The sequence below is a fragment of the Bradyrhizobium sp. 41S5 genome, from assembly GCF_011516665.3.
Classification (GTDB): Bacteria; Pseudomonadota; Alphaproteobacteria; order Rhizobiales; family Xanthobacteraceae; genus Bradyrhizobium; species Bradyrhizobium quebecense.
The window spans coordinates 4,378,237-4,395,450 of record NZ_CP083721.1 but is presented as its reverse complement, the minus strand read 5'-3'; the positions used below and the strand labels follow the sequence as shown (position 1 = coordinate 4,395,450).

Annotated in this window: 19 protein-coding genes and 2 tRNA genes; 15 read left to right on the top strand and 6 right to left on the bottom strand. The window is 63.5% G+C overall.

The features are described 5' to 3' along the window. From HAP47_RS20990 to HAP47_RS20950, 9 genes are all read left to right on the top strand, one after another. A complete protein-coding gene (locus HAP47_RS20990; RefSeq protein ID WP_173642964.1) occupies nucleotides 1–3,888 on the top strand; it encodes a host specificity factor TipJ family phage tail protein in 3,888 nt (1,295 codons plus the stop codon). Beyond that, nucleotides 3,885–4,367, top strand: a complete 483-nt coding sequence (locus tag HAP47_RS20985) for a phage tail assembly chaperone (protein WP_173642965.1) — start codon at nucleotides 3,885–3,887, stop codon at nucleotides 4,365–4,367. The genes HAP47_RS20990 and HAP47_RS20985 overlap by 4 nt, the downstream gene beginning before the upstream one ends. Nucleotides 4,368–4,385: 18 nt before the next feature. Next, complete coding sequence (locus tag HAP47_RS20980) at nucleotides 4,386–6,245, top strand: hypothetical protein (protein ID WP_173642966.1); 1,860 nt, start codon at nucleotides 4,386–4,388, stop codon at nucleotides 6,243–6,245. Nucleotides 6,246–6,328: 83 nt separating this feature from the next. Next, nucleotides 6,329–6,619, top strand: coding sequence for a hypothetical protein (locus HAP47_RS20975; RefSeq protein ID WP_176396298.1), 291 nt, complete (start codon nucleotides 6,329–6,331; stop codon nucleotides 6,617–6,619). 42 nt (nucleotides 6,620–6,661) lie between these two features. Then, nucleotides 6,662–7,912 carry a peptidoglycan-binding protein gene (locus HAP47_RS20970; protein ID WP_176396299.1) on the top strand — a complete coding sequence of 417 codons (1,251 nt, stop codon included), beginning with the start codon at nucleotides 6,662–6,664 and terminating at the stop codon, nucleotides 7,910–7,912. Beyond that, a complete protein-coding gene (locus tag HAP47_RS20965) occupies nucleotides 7,909–8,310 on the top strand; it encodes a hypothetical protein (RefSeq protein ID WP_173642968.1) in 402 nt (133 codons plus the stop codon). The genes HAP47_RS20970 and HAP47_RS20965 overlap by 4 nt, the downstream gene beginning before the upstream one ends. A gap of 49 nt (nucleotides 8,311–8,359) precedes the next feature. Next, nucleotides 8,360–8,623, top strand: a complete 264-nt coding sequence (locus HAP47_RS20960) for a hypothetical protein (RefSeq protein ID WP_173642969.1) — start codon at nucleotides 8,360–8,362, stop codon at nucleotides 8,621–8,623. 41 nt (nucleotides 8,624–8,664) lie between these two features. After that, the gene (locus HAP47_RS20955; protein WP_173642970.1) at nucleotides 8,665–9,006 is read left to right on the top strand and encodes a hypothetical protein; all 342 of its coding nucleotides are present in this window, start codon (nucleotides 8,665–8,667) and stop codon (nucleotides 9,004–9,006) included. 1,852 nt (nucleotides 9,007–10,858) lie between these two features. Next, the gene (locus HAP47_RS20950; protein ID WP_176396300.1) at nucleotides 10,859–11,005 is read left to right on the top strand and encodes a hypothetical protein; all 147 of its coding nucleotides are present in this window, start codon (nucleotides 10,859–10,861) and stop codon (nucleotides 11,003–11,005) included. A 108-nt stretch (nucleotides 11,006–11,113) separates the two neighbouring features. On the opposite strand, the gene HAP47_RS20945 is transcribed toward HAP47_RS20950, so the two are convergent. The 3 genes from HAP47_RS20945 to HAP47_RS20935 all read right to left on the bottom strand — a co-directional run bounded on the left by HAP47_RS20945 (nucleotide 11,114) and on the right by HAP47_RS20935 (nucleotide 12,278). After that, entirely contained in the window at nucleotides 11,114–11,356 is a 243-nt protein-coding gene (locus tag HAP47_RS20945; RefSeq protein ID WP_176396301.1) for a hypothetical protein, read from the bottom strand. Nucleotides 11,357–11,496: 140 nt separating this feature from the next. Further along, nucleotides 11,497–11,916: a helix-turn-helix domain-containing protein gene (locus HAP47_RS20940; protein WP_176396302.1), complete on the bottom strand. Its 420-nt coding sequence runs from the start codon at nucleotides 11,914–11,916 to the stop codon at nucleotides 11,497–11,499. 65 nt (nucleotides 11,917–11,981) lie between these two features. Continuing rightward, nucleotides 11,982–12,278, bottom strand: coding sequence for a hypothetical protein (locus tag HAP47_RS20935; RefSeq protein ID WP_176396303.1), 297 nt, complete (start codon nucleotides 12,276–12,278; stop codon nucleotides 11,982–11,984). Nucleotides 12,279–13,074: 796 nt separating this feature from the next. On the opposite strand from HAP47_RS20935, the gene HAP47_RS20930 reads away from it, so the two are divergent. Continuing rightward, complete coding sequence (locus HAP47_RS20930; protein WP_173643640.1) at nucleotides 13,075–13,257, top strand: ECF-type sigma factor; 183 nt, start codon at nucleotides 13,075–13,077, stop codon at nucleotides 13,255–13,257. A gap of 70 nt (nucleotides 13,258–13,327) precedes the next feature. On the opposite strand, the gene HAP47_RS20925 is transcribed toward HAP47_RS20930, so the two are convergent. Then, nucleotides 13,328–13,465 (bottom strand): hypothetical protein, encoded by a 138-nt coding sequence (locus HAP47_RS20925; protein WP_173643639.1) that lies wholly within the window; start codon nucleotides 13,463–13,465, stop codon nucleotides 13,328–13,330. 157 nt (nucleotides 13,466–13,622) lie between these two features. On the opposite strand from HAP47_RS20925, the gene HAP47_RS20920 reads away from it, so the two are divergent. Further along, nucleotides 13,623–13,696: transfer RNA gene (locus HAP47_RS20920), tRNA-Cys, on the top strand. A 43-nt stretch (nucleotides 13,697–13,739) separates the two neighbouring features. On the opposite strand, the gene HAP47_RS20915 is transcribed toward HAP47_RS20920, so the two are convergent. Both HAP47_RS20915 and HAP47_RS20910 read right to left on the bottom strand, forming a co-directional pair. Next, a complete protein-coding gene (locus HAP47_RS20915) occupies nucleotides 13,740–13,922 on the bottom strand; it encodes a hypothetical protein (protein WP_173643638.1) in 183 nt (60 codons plus the stop codon). A gap of 441 nt (nucleotides 13,923–14,363) precedes the next feature. Beyond that, the gene (locus HAP47_RS20910; protein ID WP_173643637.1) at nucleotides 14,364–15,035 is read right to left on the bottom strand and encodes a TetR family transcriptional regulator; all 672 of its coding nucleotides are present in this window, start codon (nucleotides 15,033–15,035) and stop codon (nucleotides 14,364–14,366) included. Nucleotides 15,036–15,127: 92 nt separating this feature from the next. Here HAP47_RS20910 and HAP47_RS20905 point away from each other — a divergent pair, with 92 nt between their 5' ends. The 4 genes from HAP47_RS20905 (at nucleotide 15,128) to HAP47_RS20890 (ending at nucleotide 17,156) form a co-directional block, all read left to right on the top strand. Then, nucleotides 15,128–15,613, top strand: coding sequence for an anthrone oxygenase family protein (locus HAP47_RS20905; protein ID WP_173643636.1), 486 nt, complete (start codon nucleotides 15,128–15,130; stop codon nucleotides 15,611–15,613). A gap of 355 nt (nucleotides 15,614–15,968) precedes the next feature. After that, nucleotides 15,969–16,043, top strand: a tRNA-Asn gene (locus tag HAP47_RS20900). A 132-nt stretch (nucleotides 16,044–16,175) separates the two neighbouring features. After that, complete coding sequence (locus tag HAP47_RS20895) at nucleotides 16,176–16,355, top strand: hypothetical protein (RefSeq protein WP_173643635.1); 180 nt, start codon at nucleotides 16,176–16,178, stop codon at nucleotides 16,353–16,355. A 135-nt stretch (nucleotides 16,356–16,490) separates the two neighbouring features. After that, the gene (locus tag HAP47_RS20890; protein ID WP_173643634.1) at nucleotides 16,491–17,156 is read left to right on the top strand and encodes a protein-L-isoaspartate O-methyltransferase family protein; all 666 of its coding nucleotides are present in this window, start codon (nucleotides 16,491–16,493) and stop codon (nucleotides 17,154–17,156) included. Nucleotides 17,157–17,214 lie beyond the last annotated feature (58 nt).

Below are 17,214 nucleotides of genomic sequence, written 5' to 3'. Positions count from 1 at the left end.
ATGCACAGATCTTTCAAACGATTGCGGGCGCCGGAAGTCGGCGCGCCGCGGCCGCGCGCTCGCCGTGCGCGGCGCAGTACCGCCGCGCGCCGGCCGGTGCTGCATCTGGTGATGCCGGGCCTCGAGGTGGGCCGCGCCGAGCCGCGCGCGCGGGAAACCGTCACGGCGTTCCTGCGGCGTACCGGCTGGGCTGTGCGCGATCGCGAATTCGGCTGGCAGTTCAAGAAAGGCCTGCCGACCGTCCTCGAGATCAACGGCGAGGCCGTGCTCCGGAAGGATTGGCGGTCGCGTCGCATCGGATCGGCCGACGCGGTTCGCTTCATGTCCTATCCGCTCGGCGGAAATGGCGGCGGCAACGCCGTCAAGCAGGTCATCGGCCTAGTCGCGCCGGTCGCGGTCTCGGCGTTCGCCATCTGGGCCGGCCCGGCGCTGTTCGGAGCTGGAACGTTTGGCGCCTACGCCACGACGGCGGCGATCGGCGTCGGCGGCTCGCTGCTTGTCAACGCCCTGGTTGCGCCAAAGGCCGGCGCGACCAATACGCCATCGGCGACGCAGGATCAGATCTATTCGGTCGCAGCGCAGGGCAACGTCGCCAAGCTCGGTCAGCCGCTGCCGGTCTGGTACGGCCGCGTGAAGGACTATCCGGATTTTGCGGCGACGCCTTGGGGCGAATTCGTCGGCAATGACCAATACCTCAACGTGCTGCTGTCGCCGACCATGGGCAGCATGGAATATGAGGCGATCTATGTCGACGACACGGTCCTTTGGGACTCAACCAACGGGATCTCGGCGACCTTTCCGGGCGCGCAGATCGCGTTCTATGAGCCGGGCGCGACCGTCACGCTGTTCCCGACCAACGTCGACCAGTCCTCCGAGGTGTCCGGCCAGCAGCTGCCCGATGGCAGCGGCACGGCCGGCGGCTTCTTCGTGGCGCCGAGCGCCGCGACATCGGGCGCCTGGCTCGGCCCGTTCGCGGCCAATCCGCCTGGCACCCTGGCGCAGTCGATCGCGATCGACTTCGTCATGCCGGCCGGCTGCGCCACGTTCAACCAGGGCGCTAATGGCGCAAAGATCGGCTACGCCCGCATTCCGCTGACCGCGGAATATTGCCCGATCAACGATGCCGGCGCGCAGATTGGCGCGTTCCAGACGCTGTTCTCCGGCGTGTTCCTGTACGGCAGCACCAGCCCGATCCGCGACAGTCGCAAGGTCGACGTCCCGCCGGGCCGCTATGCCGTCCGCTTTCGCCGTGATGACGCGGCATTCAGCACGGAGCTCGGCAGCAACCAGGCGATATGGGCAGGGCTGCGCTCGTTCCTGCAGGGCAACAATTCCTTTCCCGACGTCTCGACCGTCGCGATCCGCCTCCTGGCCTCGCAGTCAACGCAGGGCGCTTACAAGTTCGGCGTGCTCGGCACCCGCAAGGTGCTGGTGTGGAACGGCTCGAATTTCGTGCTGCAGGCGACGCGCAATCCGGCATGGGCATTTCTCGACGCCGCGACCAGCGCACAATATGGCTCCGGCCTGCCGATCTCAAAGGTCGACTTCAACGCCGTCATGAACCACGCGATCGGCTGCGCCAACCGCGGCGACACGTTCGATTATCGCTTTACGACCGCGGTCGCGGTGCCGGATGCGCTCGACAAGATCCTGACACCGTCAAGGGCGCGGCACTTCTGGCTTGGCGACACGATCTCGATCGTGCGCGACGAATGGCGCGACGTCCCGACCATGATGCTGAGTGATCGCGAGATCGTGCGGGATTCAATGCAGGTCTCGTTCCAGATGCTCGGCGAGGAAGATCCCGACGCCGTCATAGTCGAATATCTCGACGAGGAAACCTGGCTGCCGGCGCAGGTCCAGTATCCGCCGAACGCCATTGGGTTCACTGCGGCATCCGCCGAGACCAAGCGCGTTGACGGCATCGTGAACCGCGACCAGGCGTTCCGCGAATGTGCCTTCTACTATCTGCAATCGATCTACCGGCGCGAGACGGTGCAGCTCGACGTCGAATACGAGGGCCGGGCGATAACCTATGGCTCCGTGGTGCGGGTGCAATCCGCGCTGCCGATGGCTTATGGCTATGGCGGCGCCGTTGTGGCTGTCGCCGGCCGCACGCTGACGCTCAATCCCGCGCCTGGCTGGGACGGTGGCCCGACCTATATTCGCTTGCGGCAGGCCAACGGCAAATCGTTCGGCCCGATCCTGTGCACCGAGGGCGCGGACGCGTCTCAGGCCGTGCTCGACGCCGGCAGCCTGGCGGCGGCGCAGACCGCGCAGGCGACGACGCTCGCGGCCGTCCTGGCCCGCGAGGATGGCGGCGAAGATCCGTCCTTCGAGATCGGCAGCGGCGATAACCAGTCGCGGCTTTGCGTCGTGCTCACCGGCGCGCCGAATGGCGATCAGTGCACGCTGGGCCTGGTCGTCGACGACCAGCGCGTCCATGCCACCGACCTCGGCAATCCGCCGGTGCTGCCGAGCCCGCAGTTTCCGAGCAACGACAAGGTGCCGCTGATTGCCGGCCTCAATGCCAGTTTCGGGCAGGGCACCGCCGAGCCGATGCTGTCGGCGAGCTGGTTCCCGGCCGCCGGCGCGCTCTACTACATCGCCGATGTCTCCTATGACGCCGGCGCGTCCTGGGCGCAGGTCTATGAGGGCGCGGCCAACCAGTTCGACCAGGTTGTGCAAAACGCGGCGCTCCGGCTGCGCGTCCAGGCCGTCAACTCGGCCTTGCGCGGTCCCTATTCGACGGTCGACCTCGAGGCGCCGACGATCGTCATCTCGGACGGCGCGGTCGCGCTAAAGTCTTTGCAGGAGGGCATCAAATACGCCGTTACGAGCCTGCAGCAGCAGCACGCGCAGGACATCGCGGATCTCGAGACCGCGATGTCAGACCAGATGCGCCAGGTCGCGGCGCGGATCACGCTCGCCAAGCAGGCGGGCAACCAGCAGGCATGGGACCAGCTCCAGCAGGTCGAGAACCTGATCCAGGTGACGGCCGATGGCATCAACGCGTCGATCGACGACGTCCGGACCGTCGCCTATGACACCAAAACGGCGTTCGCCGACTACAAGGTCACGGTTGCCGCGCAATTCGGTAACCTCAATGCCTCCGTGACGGAGCAGACGACCGCGATTGCGACGCTGGACGGCATCGTCGGCGCGCGCTGGGGCATCAGCATCAATGTCAACGGCGTTGTGACCGGCAGCATCCGCCTCGACGGCGGTGCCAATTGGTCGGCCTTCGTGGTCCAGTCCGACAAATTCCAGGTCCAGCTCAACGGCTATAACGGCGGTGCGGCGATCCCGGTGTTTACGGTCGGCACGCTCAACGGCCAGCCTGCGGTCGGCTTCGCCGCGAATGTCTATCTCGACGGCAGCATCTTCACCCGCATGATCGGCGCCGGCCAGGTGACGGCCGTCAACATTGCGACCGGCACGATCACGTCCGACAGCGGCGTCATCGGCGCGCTCAGCGTCAAGAGCCTGAGCATTGGCGACAACGCGATCATTACGCCGATCGTGCAAGGCGTCAGCGCCATCGGCGTGGGCGGTTCAACGACGGTCATCGTGGGGACCACGCTGTCCCTCGACACGACCGGCTTGGCCGGCAAGACGATGACGCTCTACTTGAATTGTCCGCTCGTGGTCTATGAGTCGGGCAGTATCGCGACCAATTGCACGTTCACCGCTTCGCTGAACAGCCTTGTGGTCTCGCAGTATGCGTTCTCCGGCCAGAACGTCTCTTTTACGCCGACGCTTTCGGGGTCGGTCCAGATCACGGCAACGGGCGGCGTGATGTCGATCCCTGTCAGCGTGACGATGAGCAATCCCGGTTTCTGGGGCGTCGCATCCGGTTCGATGTTTGTGATGGCGGCAAAGCGATGACGATCATCCACTTCTGCAGCGCGACCGGCTACATCCGGTCGTGGGGGAATGCCGAGCCGATCGACGGCAAGAGCCATTTTCCCGATCACTGCATCCTGCGGACCGCAGACGATCGCGACATTGATCCGCTCGAGCATATGGTCGACGTCGCCCTGGTCGGGCCGTTTCAGAGGCCGGAGGACGCGATCGTTGCGCGGCCCGATGCCGACAAACGCGCGCTTCTGATCGAGCGCCTCGCGCTCGCGATCGTGCTCGCGGTTTCCGCAGAGCTGGCGTCGACCGATCAATACATGGTGCCGGATCGGCCGGTCGCGAACCGCGATGCATGGGCCGCGTTCCGGCAGGCGCTGCGCGACCTTTCCAGTCTGTCTGACGCGCCGACGATGGCGCGCAATTGGCCGGCCCGGCCTGACGCCGGCGCCGCGCGGCCGCAGATCCTCGACCTGTTGGCGCAGATCGATGCGCTCGCACCAAGCTGAATTCGGAGAGACCGACCCATGCCGAACCTGATCTATGCGACCGGCACCGTAGCCATAGGCGCCGGCGGCGTTTCCGTTGCCGGCGCCGGCGGCCCGCTCTGGGCGTCCAACGTGCAGCAATTCGACAAGCTGATCGTCGACGGTTTCGCCGGCGTCGACATCCTCGGCGTGACCGATGACACCCATCTCGTCATCGCCAAATGGCCGTTTGCAGCGGTGCCGGCCGGGACCAAGTACCAGATCCTGCAGACCAGTCCGCTGCGCTTCAATGGCGCGCAAAATTCGGCCGAGGTCATCCGCCTGACCGGTGCGCTCGAGACTGACGGCTTCTTTGTGTTCGTGCGCTCCGATCGGGCGACGCCTGATCCGTCCAAAGGCGACGAAGGGCAGTATGCGCGGCAGGCGTCGAGCGGAAAGGAATGGGTAAAGGAGTCAGGCGTCTGGAATTACCAGGGCATCTCCAAGCCGCTCGGCGAGCCCGCACCATACGACAACGCCCATACCTACAGCCTGATGGACGTGGCGACGCTGAATGGCTCGTCCTTCATCTGGATTAACGACACGCCAGGCGCGGGACATGCGCCGCCCGACGCGACGTATTGGCAAGTCCTCGCCAGCAAGGGCGATACAGGCGCGACGGGGCCGCTGCCGTGGCTGCAAACTGCGGCATGGGCGACCGGCCAAAATTACGTTGTCGGTCCGCCGGCGTCGATCGTCGTGCACCCGATCAACAAAAATATCTATCAGTGCCTCGTGCCGCATCTGTCGGGTGCCTTCGCGACCGACCTGGCGGCCGGCAAATGGCTGCTTATCGGTCAGAGTGCAACGGAGGCGACGAGCGCGACGGCTCTGGCGATTGGCACGGGAACGAAAGTGTTCTCCGCGGTCACGGGGTTCTCGTATCAGAACGGCGTCCGTCTGCGCGCATCGTCGAATGGCTCGCCGACCAACTGGATGGAAGGCGTTTGTCTCTACGATCCCGTTGCGCAGATCATCACGATGACGGTCGACAAGGTGAACGGCATAGGCACGTTCGGCGACTGGAATTTCAACCACGTCGGTCAGCCCGGCGCGGGCGATCTGACGTCGAGCCTCAATCTTGCCGAGTTGACGAATAAGCCGGCTGCGGTGGTCAATCTCGGCATTCCGCCATTGCTGCGCGGGCGCCTGTCAGGATTGAAGATCACGGCGACGGGCGTCGCCAGTTTCGGCGTTAGCGTCGGCGTGGCGTGTGATCGCAATCAAGCCGACATGATTAGCCTTGGCGCCGCGCTCAGCAAGACCAGCGCTGCATGGAACCCCGGAAGCGGTAACGGTGCTTTGGATACCGGAGCAATCGCGGCCGGCTTCTATCATGTCTTCATCATCAGAAATCCAGTCGGTAGCGGTAACACCGACATTCTTATTTCGTTGAGTGCGACAGCGCCGACGCTTCCATCTGGTTACACGCTTTGCAGGCGCATCGGTGCGGTTTGGTGGTCAACGGCATCAAGCACGTTCTTGCCAATCCTGCAGCGAGGGCGCGAATTCTGGTGGACCGGAAGTTCTTTTGACGTCAACACCACAATCGGAACGACGCTGCAAACATTCGCACTGGGCAGCATTCCGCCCGGCGTGCAAGTGCAAGCAATTCTGACGGTTATCGCCTGGAACGCAGTGCAAAATACGGTCTGGTGGGTTCACGACACCGCTCTGGTCGATAACGCGCCGGGCTACGGCACCGGCGGCACTGGTGTTGAGGCATCAACTGCAACCAGCGGCAACATGACCGAAGTCCGCGTTTGGACAGACACCGCACGACAGGTTGCGGCGCGGTCGTCCGCTGCAAACACGACATTTCGGCTCGTTACGCGCGGTTGGTACGATCCGTTCGAATAGGAGAGGGCAGCATGGGATTTGTAGTGCGAAACAGCGATGGCGCCATCGTTGGATGGTTCGCCTGTCAGCAGCCGGCGCCGACCGTGACCGAGCAGATCGCGGATGACGACCCGGCTGTCATGGCGTTTTTGAATCCGCCGGCGCCGGTGCCGGCCTCCTGCACCAAGCTCGGCCTGAAACGCGCCTTCGACGAGCTCGGCACATGGGCCGCGGTCAAGGCAGCGATCGCGGCTGACGCGAACGCTCAGGAGGAGTGGGATCTCGCGACCGAGATCCGGCGGGCTGATCCCTTGGTTCAGCACATGATTACGATCGTCGGCCTCACCGACGCGCAAGTCGACCAGCTTCTCATTCGCGCAAACGCCCTGGTCTGACCGGGCCGCGCGCCTCCGCTCCATCACAAAAGGACTAACACGATGACCAACGCAGCGGTTTCTGCGAGCGCTATCGATTTGCATGGAATCTCCCGCGCGACCTTCGACCTGATCGTCAGCGCCGAGGTCACCAGCCCGACCTGGTACTCAAGGCATCTGCGCGGCGCGACCTGGCCTGGCGAACAGTCCGGCGTGACGATCGGCTGTGGCTATGACGTCGGCCCGACGACGCCGCAGCAGTTCCTGGCCGACTGGTCCGGCAAGATCCCGGTCGCGATGTTGAAAGCGCTGGCGAAGTGCTGCGGCGTCACAGGGCCGGCGGCGGAAAAGCTGGCGCGCAAGCTGCGCGGCGTCGTCGATATCCCTTGGGACGTCGCGCTCGAGGTTTTCTCGAGCCACGACATTCCGCGTTATCTGGCGATCTGTCGGCGGTTGCTGCCGGGCTTCGACGAGCTCTCGCCGGATTGCAAAGGCGTGATCCTCTCGATCGCCTTTAACCGTGACGCCGGCGGCTTCAACAAGCCGGGACCGCGCTGGTCGGAGATGCGCCAGATCAAGGCCGCGATCGGCAGCGGCGAGCTCGCCAAGATCCCTGGCCTGATCCGCTCGATGAAACGGCTCTGGCCCGACAGCAAGGGCCTGCGCATCCGCCGCGACGACGAGGCGGCGCTGTTCGAGCACGGCCTCGCAACGTCGCATCCGCGCGAGCATGCGAAGCTCGCGACGACGCCGGCGCCGGTCGATCCTGAGGCGGTCGCGTATGTGCAGGGGCGGCTGCGCGAGCTCGGCTATTACGACGTCGGCCAGGTCGACGGCGAGCCATCGCCGCAGGGGCGGACCGAGGGAATGATCCTAGCCTACCGCAACGCGCGGGGCCTGCCGCTGACGCCCGATATCGACGAGCAGCTGATCGCCGAGCTCGGCAAGCCGCAGGCGCCTCGGCCGGTCGCCGAGACGCGGGCGAGCGCGACCGTCGAGGATCTCCGCGGCGAGGGGTCGCAGACCATCGCGCTGACCGATCGCGCCAAGGGATGGGCCGGCAAGATCTTCGGCAGCTCGACCGGCCTCGGCGGCGCCGGCGTGCTCGCCTGGCTCACGGACCGCGCGACGCAGGTCTCGGCCGCAAAGGACGCGGTCGGCGCGCTCGGCCTGACGCCTGGCGCGATCCAGGCGATCGCGATCGGCGTCGCCGCCGTGGTCGTCGTCGCCGGCGTCGGCGTCCTGGTCTGGTTCGTCGCCGACCAGCTCGAGCGGCGCCGCCTGGCCGACTATCGCGCGGGGAAGCACGCATGAGCTGGATCATCGCAATCGTCGTGCGCCTGGCGGGCCTCGCCGGCGTCAGCCTGTCGCCCTTTGCTGCCGGCGCGCTGTTCGCCGGCGGCCTGGCCGTCGTCGCCGGCGGCGCTGCGATCGCCGGCGGCGCGCATCTCTACAACGCCGGCTTTAGCTCGGCTGATGCCAAGTGCGAGGCGGCGCAGGTCGCCGCCCAGAATGCGCAATTGCAGGCGCGCCTCGCCGAGAAGGATCGCCAGCTCGTTTTCGCCAACGCCCTGCAGCAGCGCGACGCCAAGCGCGCCGCGGCCGCCGAGGCGCAGATCCAGTCTAACCAGGGGGCAATCGATGCAACGCCGGCTAATCCTAACAAGTGTTTTACTCGCGACATGTCTCGCCGGGTGCGTGGCGTCCGGTAGCGTCGACAAGCTGCAGCCTCCGCCTCCGGACGCGCCGAACATTCCCGCGATGCCGGCGGACGTCGCGGCCTGCGCGCGTGCGCCGGTCGAGACGCCGGACCGCGAGCTCGACGCTGGCGAGATCGAGCGGCTCTGGAAAACCGACCGCGCGGCGCTGGCAAAGGTCAACGCCTGCTTACGTCGCGCCGTCTGCCAATACCAGGACGTTCGCGAGGGCATCGGCCGCGTCGACGGCGTGTCCTGCGAGAGCGCGCTGCCGGCGGAAAAGCCGGCGTACGGTTTCAGCCTGTTCAAGCGAAAGGAGGCGCAATGAGCGACGCGGTGACATGGGGCGCGATCGCGGCGGCGATCGGCTTGCTGCTGACGATCATCGGCTTCTGGACGCGGTATTCCGACCGCATCACCAAGGCCGAGGCCGCTGCTGCAGCAGCGGCAATTGCTGCAGCGTCGGCGGCGGCCGCGGCGGCCGAGGTCAAGCGCGAGGCGCGGGAAGCGGCCGAGGAAGCCCGCACGCTCGCCGCAAAGCTCTACCAGGTCGAGATCTGGGCGCGTGACGAATTCGTCCGCAAGACAAGCTTTGAGAACGTGATCCGGCGGCTCGAGGCGGGCTTCGGCGAACTAAAGAGCGACATCGGCGGTCGACTCGATCGCATGACCGACCGGATCGAAACCATAAAGACCGGAGCGCACCAATGAGGCTCGAGTCTCAAATCTTGGTCGAAGCCGCGGTGTTCCGCGGCGAGCAAAAAGTACGCCGCCGGTCTCAGAAATACGCGCCGGGCGGCGTTCATTCCAAAACGTAGGCCCTGAAAATTCCCAACCGCGCAAACGTCAGCGCCTATGCCCGCGTTTCTATTTTCCTGATCGCGCGGATTGCTCGCGCGAAAAAAAAACGGCCCCAACACCCGGGGGAAGGGCGCTGAGGCCGCGGAGGTGTCCGCCTCCATAACGAGCTAACAAACTAACTTCTTGATTGCCACTTGTTCCCGAAGAGCCGCCGGACCGCACATCCATCCGGATTACCTCTTCAGAGGATTAAACCTTTGTGCGCTCTGCGGGTACTTATGCCCGTCAGGATTTTGCATTCCATCCTGGGGCTAGAGCAAACGCCGCTCGCATGTATTTTAAGCGGGCGGCGTTCGTGCTTTCGCAGCCCGCAACAGAAGAAGGCCCCGACGGGGGCTAGCGCGTCAGGGCCTCCTCGCGACCACCCGATAAGAACCCTGCCTGCGATCGCTATTCAATGTATTCGAGAAAACGCGAGCCGTCCTCGGACATCCCGGATTACCTACGTTTGACAAGTTCCTAATTCTGACGACGCCTAGGAACGAGCGATCATTCACGCGTGGCACGCCGCGCGACTTGCATGCGCGGCACGGCCGGGGTCGTTCTCTGTTCTCTTTGGTGTAGATACAACGAGCCAGAACAAACGACAAACCGCCGTGTTGCGTCCGTGTCGCGCGGAATGGTTGGTGGCAGTTCGTAATGCGTTGATTTGCTCGTATCGGTCGCGAGACCTTCACGCTCTCGACGATCCATGGGAAGCGCCACGTCCAGTCCAGCCCGGACTTCGAGCTGACGCGCACCGGGCACGCAGGGCTGAAACAGGGATTTTGGCATGCCCGTGAGATAGGTATTCAGAGCGGGCTTTGCGAGTTCCGCTTGGACTAATGGAGGCTTGCGCTGCTCGACGTGGGGGATAATTTCTGCGCACGCAGCGGCGACGCTACAACGCTTGCGGAACTACAGCACCAGCGCCGGGTAGGGGCGCTGGTGCTTTTTCACCGGGCTCAATCACCGATGAAAGTGGCCCAGCAGGGTAAAGCCTCGCAAGGGAGGGGGAATGTGGGTTCTAACTGGCGCGACGGCCGGCGCTGCGCTCGGCGTCGCCTACGTCCTCGTTCGAACTTCCGGAATGTATAACAAACAGTCGTCCTGGCAGATCAAAGTCATTGCGGTTCTGTTTGGCGCATTCGGTGCTGCCGTTGGCGCAGCTTGCGGCGAAATCATTGCCGTGATCGCGTCCTAGAAGCGGATGCTTGCTTTGCGGCCCTCAGGCGAGCAGGTCTTTACCCGGCTGCGTCAGCCTCGCGAACGTCCCGCTCTCGTGGTACTCGACCCCCCTTGGCCGATCGCGTGCTGTAGGCCAGCCCAATATTCGGCCGGCGTCGCCTTGTCCTCGTCGATCATCGGACGGTTGATCTTCTCGATGTAGATCCTGCCGTCCTGGATCGGCTCGAACGCCCTCGCGTGCTCCAGGATCCTGCGGGCGGCTTTCTCGGGGTCGGCGTAGGGTTGACAACGTCGTTGCGTATTGGATCAAAGAACTTGGGAGTTTTTCCGGGGCTTAGATGCGACGCGATTGGTCAGTTGTCCTGATCCGGCCGAAATCCTGGCGGCATGCGCGGTAGAGTGCGCCGATCGTCGGGACTATTGCAAGCCGGACAGGGCGCGCCGGCGCCGCCGCAGGTGCAGGCGTGTGGGCCGGTCCAAGGCTGGTCCTGGTGGGTTTCACAGACCCAGCCCGTGTCGTCGCAGCAGATGCACCTTGGTTGATTCATCGCATCAGCTTGAACAGTTCGAGGACATCCGCAAGCCGCAGTTTCGCGCCCTCGGGCATGTGCTGAAGCAGGAGATGCCGCGTATCCGCGGCGATCTCATCTCGCTTGATCGGACTGTGCTCGGCATGGAATGACCGCATCTTGGCAGCGAACTGTTTGGCGACCTCGGCGGGATTTCGAGTGGCTTTCGAGCAATGGCCATAGCCAGAAGATAGGTATTGTAGGCTGGTCTAGCTAGCCCGCTACTCTTTCAGGAATGGCCTTTGCTGCCCCGAGGCCACGTCAAAACCTGTTATCATCGTCCTAGTCCACGAAATTAGCTCAAGCGCGTTTTGATCGTTCGCATCGTTTCTGATCTTCGCGTAGCTCCTATCCAGGTTCGCGATAAAGCGAGCCTTGGCTTCTTCGTCGAGAGCATCGACCAAGCAGGTGACTAAGATCGCCGTAGCTTTTTTGACGTTATCGAGTGGATCTTCAGTTTTCATAGCGTTCCCTCAATTGCCATTTCAAAAACATCCTTGGGTTGAAAGGAAGTTCTTATAGCCGATCCAGCTCATTCTGTACAAATGGCGATCCCAACTGTCTCCAAGCGGGCGCGGTACGATCTGGTTGCTGCCATCTCGGATCACGACCGCCGGGTCTTGCCGACGCGGGGAATTCCCGTGGTTTTGTCATGCGGGACCAACTCGGGCGCAGCGTCGACGGGCAGGGCGGCGATCGCAACGCCGAGCGCGGCTAGGCATGCGGCCTTGTTCGGCCAGCCCTGGACGATCGCATCCTGGTCGTCGCGCGGCTCGCCGACCAGGTAACGCGCCGAGCCGTCCTCGGCGACATGCGGGCCGCGGCGCTCGAGCTGCGCGGCGTAGCTGGCGCCGGCCTCGAGGATACGACGATAGAGATCTCGCAGCTCGTCGACGGCGCGCGCCGGCGCCGGCCGCCGGCCGCTACACCAGGATTTCACAGTATCGAGGCGCACGCCTTGGAATTCGGCAGCCTCGGTCTGCGAGAGGCCGCAGCGCTGCCGCATCAGATCGTAAACGCTCATGGCGCTAATGCTCCTGTCGGGGCGGAAAGGAATTGCGGCTCCGGTTTCCCGGAGCCGCTGTTGTCTTAGTGTTCCCGATCGTATTGCTCGAAATCGGAGAAGGTCGGTCCGCGACCTCCGATCAGGTTGGCCTTGCGCAGGCCTTCCATCGCCTTGGCGTGACGACCAGCGCGACGGCGATCCGGGATCATCTCGATCAGCTGGTTCGGATGGAAGTTCAGCGTCTCGGCGACGATCAGCACCATCTGCTTGGTGATCGTGCCCTTGACGGCGTGACCTTCAAGAAACTGCACGCCGAGGCGCTCGGCCTGATCGCGCAGGGACTGCATCTGAGCGAGGGGATCCCGGTTGAAGAAACGCATTGCAGGACTCCATTTTCCTTTCGCGTCGGGCTAATCCCAACGCTGGATTGTTTGTACACGAATGGTGTACATAGCGCAAGTGGTTTGTGGCACGCCAGACGCGATTTAGTTCCGCTGTGCGAAATCAGTTCGGAGATTTTTCCGGGGATTCGATGCAACATCCGGCCTCAAACAGCTGCATTGATCCGCATCTGTTCTACACAAAACGTGAATGTGCCGCCTGTGGATAAAGGGGGTAAATGCTTTTGAATCAGAAAGAATTTTCGCCCGTTTTATTTGGCGGTCCCGGCAGGATTCGAACCTGCAACCCGCGGAGTAGAAATCCCCTACTCTTTCACTAGAGATACCCGCGTCAGGTTTGATCCGGCCGGCGGCATGCGGGGTACGACGCGCCGATCGTCGGGATTATTGCAGGCAGGGCAGGGCGCGCCGGCGCCACCGCAGGTGCAGGCATACGGGCCGGTCCAGGGTTCGTATGGTGGGTTTCACAGAACCAGCCAGTGTCGTCAGCAGATGCACCTTGGTTGGTTCTTCGCATCAACCGGAACAGTTCGAGGACATCAGCAATCCGAAGCTGAGCTCCCTTCGGCATGTGCTATAGAAGCAGGTGCCGTGTATCCGCGGCGATCTCATCCCGCTTAAGCGGGCTGTGCTCAGCTTGGACAGGCGCGTCTTGGAAGCAAACTGGCGAGCCACCTCCGGCGGGATTTCGAGCGGCTTTCGGGTAGTCGGCATGCCGGAAGATAGGCAGCCGGGGCTGGTTTGCGAATCGGGGTTTAGGGCCTAAGTGTGGATCATGCCTATAATCAGACAGAGGCACTGGACGTCAGATGATGACGTCGCGCTGATTGCGCTCACTGGGATTCCCGGTTTAACGCAACGGGAGATAGCCGCTTATCTCGGTCGCTCCGAGGCTGCTGTCAGCTGCCGACTAACACTGATCCGGAAAGAAAAGTTGTCCCTGTCAGACCAAACGTAGCGTCAGCTGCCGGCGATCGCCGATATGTCGGCCGCGCGGTCATTTCTATGTGGAACGTAGACCTTCGACTTTAGGCGAACAGGTCTTTCCCGGCCTGCTTCATCCGCACGAATGCCCCGCTCTCATGGTGCTCGAGCCAGCCTTGGCCGATCGCGTGCTGTAGACCAGCCCAATATTCGGCCGGCGTCGCCTTGTCCTCGTCGATCATCGGACGGGTAGAGCAACGCCTGCCAGTCAAACCGAGAACAGACGCGGCACGCCAGTTTCAGAAATGGCATGGTTTTCGAGTTTCAGAGCTGTGCAGGAAACGATGCTAGGGCGGTTGCCTAAGTGCTTGAGGCACTGTATTGATCCGCCCGCGTCGGGGCCACGTGGCGGAGTGGTTACGCAACGGTCTGCAAAACCGTGTACACCAGTTCAATTCTGGTCGTGGCCTCCACTCATCTCATCAATGGCTTGCAGCCGAGAAATGAGAAGCCGCATTAGCTTGCGGCGTACCAGCCTTCAGGAAACGGAATCAACGGCCACGGCGCCTGGTTGTCATTCGCCGCGCGCGGCGGCGGCTGAATGCGGGGCGAGGGTCGAGCCACGGAATCCTCCTGAGCAATAGGCGCGATCGCCGTTCGCACGGCGTCCAGCAGCAGATCAAATTCGACTTCGCTCATCGCGCTCTCCGAGGTTCGAGAGCACCATGGTCGCAAAACTGTCTTTGGTCCGGATTGAGCGATTCGTTCGAATTTTATGGAAAGAACGATGGCGCCCGCTTTGGTAAATAAATGTTCTGATGACCCCTCGGGGAACCTAGGTCGGCAAGGCCGCATCTCCTGTGAGACAAATCACATCTTGCGAAAAACTCTTCCCGGGCTTCCCGGCAGTATTCATAGCCGTCAAATATCGCAGGAATTTTAGGGAGATGTGACAGTGAAGGCAAGCGTCGCAGGATGGTCGGCGATCCCATGTCGCATCGATCCTCGGCTCTTGTCGGCATGGTCCGCCAGCGGGACGGCATCGGGGGCAGCGAGCCGCTCGCGAACGGCGTAGATCGTCTATGCCCGCTGTCTATCGCCCCGGCGCCGGGGAAATTCCCGACATCGGCGCGGTCGCGGTCATGCCAGCCCGGCGAGGTCTCCCGGCAACATGGTCTTGAACTGCGTCAGCACCTGCCGTGCTTTCCGCGGCGGCAGCGTGATCGCGTAACGCACGGCGGCTGCGATCAGCGTCATTGTCAGTCCCGAGAAGGTGGTGAGGCTGGCAGCCGGGATGGTGGGCGCAACCCGCCTGACCGCGTCGGACAACAGGCCGGAGAGCACGGCCATGTCGTCCGCATCGAGCTTCTGCAGGGCGCGGTCGGCCTGCGTCGCCTGCCAGATGTCGCGCATCACAGGCTCGCGCATGAACATCTCGTAGTAACTGTCTACGATCCGGCATAGCGCCGGGTGCAGGTCCCCCGCGGACGAGACCGCGGCCAGATCGCGCCTGACGCAATCGCGCCCGATGGCGTTATGCCGCTCCGCCAGTGTGCCGATGATCGCGGCCTTGTCGGGGAAATATTGATAGAGCGAGCCGAATGCGACGCCGCTGCGCTCGACGATGTCGCTCATGCGGAAGGCCTCGCTGCCTTTCTCCGCCATGATCTCGGTCGCGCAAGCGAGGATGCGCTCGAACCGCGCGCGGCTGCGCTGCTGCGTCGGGGCAAGCCGTGCCAGCCCGGGCAGGGGCGCTTCCATCCCGGGCGCGGCCCTTGCCGCTGCCCCGGGCGCGGCCTTTCGTCTCGCCATCTCTCTCCTCCGCAATCGAGGTTGACGTCTCAAATACGAGAGTTTATCGCATTTTACAAATGCGAGTACCTCTCGCGTTTGGAGGTGGAGCGATGCGCAATATCCTGACCTCGGGCTTGCTGTGGTTTTCCGCGCTCGGCAGCGGCCTGCTTGCCGGGGTCTATTTCGCGTTCTCGGCGTTCGTCATGACCGCGGTCGGCCGCATCGACCAGGCCGCCGGCGTCTCGGCGATGAACGCGATCAATGTCGACATCGTGCGCTCGCTGTTCATGCCGATCTTCCTCGGCACCACGCTGTCTTGCGCCGTGCTGGTCGTGCTCGGCGGGCTGCGATGGCAGGAGCCGGGCGCGCTTGCGATGATCTGCGGCGGCGGACTCTATGTCGTCGGGATGTTCGTCGTCACTGTCGTCTTCAACGTGCCGCTGAACGATCAGCTTGCGGCCACAGATCCTGCGGCCACCGCAGCCGCGCCGGTCTGGGCGCGCTACCTGACCGACTGGACCTTCTGGAACCACGTGCGGACCATCGCCTCGCTTGCGGCGACGGCGCTGTTCATTGCCGCCATCGCTGCGCGATAGTGCGCTTCCGAGCGAAGCGCTTTGCATTTTGTGCACGTTTTGTGCTCGTGCGGCACGATCGCTAGGGAGGTGACGCGCGGACCTCGTTCATCGCCAAATGACGTCAGGGGTGGGGCGTGCCCGCGGAAGAATCGGCGGCGCGGCGGAATGGCCGCGCCCGGTGTTTCCAGGCGCCCGCGGCGCCGATAACAGGACAGCCGGGACAGGCCTGCATCGCCCTGGAACGCCGGCAAAGCCTTGCACCGCAGAGGTTTACCGTGCCCCGCTAAAGTTTCGCCGGAGGCCCATTTGGTTCTTTGCAAGGCCGAAAGGCTTTGTTATACGCTGCCCGCTCGCGAACGTTTTGTTCGCCTATTCCTCGGTAGCTCAGCGGTAGAGCATTCGACTGTTAATCGAATGGTCGCTGGTTCGAATCCAGCCCGGGGAGCCAGTCTTGGCCCCATCAAGACCCCTTCAACGCCCATCACAAGCCTGTGGTCCGCTACGGACAGACAAAAAACGTCGTCAAATCGACTCAATAACCGTCGACACTTCGTACTGCCGGGTCTGGAGAGGTGATTTGATGGCCATTAACCTGATCGACCTGTCGATGCCGCAGCCGACGCTTGTTCCGAGCGATGCTCCCGTCATTAGTGACGATGAGTGCGTTCGCCGGCTCGCGAGGGCCGTCGAGGAGCATGATTCCGAGCATCTCGATGAAGTGGTCCGTCTGATCGGCCGGCTTGCCGTCACGATCGAATAGAGCGCACCACGGCGCGCATTTTGCGGGCGCGTTTTGCACGCCAACGGCGTGTTGCGTTTTGGCGGAGCTTGTTCCAAAAGATGGCCCTGTTTTAGCTTCTCCAGCGGCAATGCCGCGACTTGCAGGGTCCCGCCAATGACCGGTTTTTCGACCGCGCGCCAGTACATGGTGGATGGTCAGGTGCGTCCAAGCGACGTGACCGACGATCGTATTCTCGAAGCCATGCTGACCGTGCCGCGCGAGGTGTTCGTGCCGGCCGGCAAGCAGGCGCTGGCCTATCTGGACCTCGATCTCGACGTGACCGAAGGCGGCGCGGCCAGGCGCTGCCTGATCACGCCGGCGTTGCTCGCCAAGATGCTGCAAGCCGCCGAGATCAAGGCGACCGATCGCGTCCTGGTCGTCGGCTGCGCGACCGGCTACGCCGCCGCCATCGTGGCGCGCTTTGCCGGAGAGGTCAGCGCAACCGAAAGCGATCCGGCGCTGGCCGCAAAGGCCTCAGCAGCTTTCGCCCAGCTCGGCATCCAGAATGTGACCGTCAAGACCGCAGCCGCTGCCGACGGTGATGCCGCCGGCGCGCCGTATGACGTCATCGTTCTCAACGGTGCGACCGAGATTATCCCGACCGGGCTGTTCGGCCAGCTCAAGGAGGGGGGCCGGCTGGTCGGGGTGTTCGGCCTGACGCCGCCGCCGCGTGCCACCCTCGTGAGTCACTCCCACGGCGATTTCGGGCATCGCGAGCTGTTCGACGCCACGGCCCCCGTGCTGCCTGGATTGGAACGGGTTCCGGCCTTCGTCTTCTGACCGCTACCGCGCTGCGCCAGCTGATAAAATCCCGTTCTGAATCAGAAGTGTGGCCCGT

What these genes read in the sequence shown, in the direction of transcription:
- HAP47_RS20965 (WP_173642968.1), top strand. Translation starts at nt 7,909, where the DNA reads ATGAGCTGGATCATCGCAATCGTCGTGCGCCTGGCGGGCCTCGCCGGC.
- HAP47_RS20940 (WP_176396302.1), bottom strand. Translation starts at nt 11,916, where the DNA reads ATGAGCGTTTACGATCTGATGCGGCAGCGCTGCGGCCTCTCGCAGACC.
- HAP47_RS20980 (WP_173642966.1), top strand. Translation starts at nt 4,386, where the DNA reads ATGCCGAACCTGATCTATGCGACCGGCACCGTAGCCATAGGCGCCGGC.
- HAP47_RS20910 (WP_173643637.1), bottom strand. Translation starts at nt 15,035, where the DNA reads ATGGCGAGACGAAAGGCCGCGCCCGGGGCAGCGGCAAGGGCCGCGCCC.
- HAP47_RS20990 (WP_173642964.1), top strand. Translation starts at nt 1, where the DNA reads ATGCACAGATCTTTCAAACGATTGCGGGCGCCGGAAGTCGGCGCGCCG.
- HAP47_RS20970 (WP_176396299.1), top strand. Translation starts at nt 6,662, where the DNA reads ATGACCAACGCAGCGGTTTCTGCGAGCGCTATCGATTTGCATGGAATC.
- HAP47_RS20890 (WP_173643634.1), top strand. Translation starts at nt 16,491, where the DNA reads ATGACCGGTTTTTCGACCGCGCGCCAGTACATGGTGGATGGTCAGGTG.
- HAP47_RS20945 (WP_176396301.1), bottom strand. Translation starts at nt 11,356, where the DNA reads ATGAAAACTGAAGATCCACTCGATAACGTCAAAAAAGCTACGGCGATC.
- HAP47_RS20915 (WP_173643638.1), bottom strand. Translation starts at nt 13,922, where the DNA reads ATGAGCGAAGTCGAATTTGATCTGCTGCTGGACGCCGTGCGAACGGCG.
- HAP47_RS20960 (WP_173642969.1), top strand. Translation starts at nt 8,360, where the DNA reads ATGCCGGCGGACGTCGCGGCCTGCGCGCGTGCGCCGGTCGAGACGCCG.
- HAP47_RS20930 (WP_173643640.1), top strand. Translation starts at nt 13,075, where the DNA reads ATGCCTATAATCAGACAGAGGCACTGGACGTCAGATGATGACGTCGCG.
- HAP47_RS20935 (WP_176396303.1), bottom strand. Translation starts at nt 12,278, where the DNA reads ATGCGTTTCTTCAACCGGGATCCCCTCGCTCAGATGCAGTCCCTGCGC.
- HAP47_RS20925 (WP_173643639.1), bottom strand. Translation starts at nt 13,465, where the DNA reads ATGATCGACGAGGACAAGGCGACGCCGGCCGAATATTGGGCTGGTCTA.
- HAP47_RS20985 (WP_173642965.1), top strand. Translation starts at nt 3,885, where the DNA reads ATGACGATCATCCACTTCTGCAGCGCGACCGGCTACATCCGGTCGTGG.
- HAP47_RS20895 (WP_173643635.1), top strand. Translation starts at nt 16,176, where the DNA reads ATGGCCATTAACCTGATCGACCTGTCGATGCCGCAGCCGACGCTTGTT.
- HAP47_RS20905 (WP_173643636.1), top strand. Translation starts at nt 15,128, where the DNA reads ATGCGCAATATCCTGACCTCGGGCTTGCTGTGGTTTTCCGCGCTCGGC.